General features: G+C 56.0%; 1 protein-coding gene. It reads left to right on the top strand.

The annotated features are described in order from the left end of the window. Positions 1 to 105: 105 nt before the first annotated feature. Positions 106 to 1,058, top strand: a 953-nt coding sequence (locus tag NUW23_11995; GenBank protein ID MCR4426886.1) for a TRAP transporter large permease subunit, incomplete at its 3' end; no start/stop codon positions are given.

Below are 1,058 nucleotides of genomic sequence, written 5' to 3'. Positions count from 1 at the left end.
AGTCGCCGGCTCCCTGTCTCCTTGGCCGGCGACTCTGATCCCGCTCGGCCCATTGAGGGCGCGGTACTCACCGAGTACTTTCGGGATATGGGAGGAGATTCGTGGATGAGCGACTCCAAGGATAAGGGGCAGGGTACATCACCTAAGCCCGTGAGGATCTCGAAACAGCGCACCCTTGTTGGTCCTGTTGGCACAGTTGTGGCCTGGATAGCCGCCGCTATGACAGTCTACCATGTTTGGGCGCTGGTGACAGGTCTGCCGGAACCCCTTCGATTCCGGCCCATCCATGTTGCATTTGCCGTCTCGCTCGTATTTGCGTTGTATCCTGCAGCTAAAGGAGAGCCTCGCGACCGAGTTCCAATTCATGATATCATTGCGATCCTCCTCGTAATCTCCAGCACGTTCTACACTCAGTTCGACTTCCAACGGATCATCTGGCGGATTCCGTTCGTCAGTCCCGTGACGACATGGGACTACGTATTTGGTGCCATAATGGTTCTAGGGTTGCTGGAAGCTACAAGACGGGCCGTAGGCCTTCCCTTGGCCGCGATAGGTATTCTCGCGATTCTGCATGCGCTCTATGGCCGGTACACGTTCGGCATGTTCAAGCACCCTGGCGTTTCAATCGAACGCCTCATGGACCAACTGTTCTTGACGTCCTCCGGAGTGTTTGGAAGAATCGTAGGCACCTCTGCCAGTTATGTGTTTGGGTTCACTCTGTTTGGATCTGTGCTTGCCGCAGTGGGGGGAAATGAGTTCTTCATGCGCCTTGCAACTGCAGCTACCCGCAAACTTCGTGGAGGGCCAGCCAAGGCCGCGGTCGTAGGCAGCGCGTTTTTCGGGATGATCTCAGGGAGTGCGGTCTCCAATGTATATGCCACCGGGACGGTAACCATTCCGTTGATGAAGAAGGCCGGATTCAAGAGTCACTTTGCAGGGGCCGTCGAAGCAGCAGCCTCGACTGTTGGGCAGTGGATGCCTCCAGTCATGGGAAGCTCTGCATTTCTAATTGCGGAGTTTACGGGCCTGACATACACCCGCGTTATGCTGGCATCCTT

The sequence above is a fragment of the Bacillota bacterium genome (assembly GCA_024655925.1).
In the GTDB taxonomy this organism is placed as follows: Bacteria; Bacillota; DTU025; order DTU025; family JANLFS01; genus JANLFS01.
Note: the sequence above shows the minus strand (reverse complement) of the source record. Positions and strands in the feature narration are given on the sequence as shown.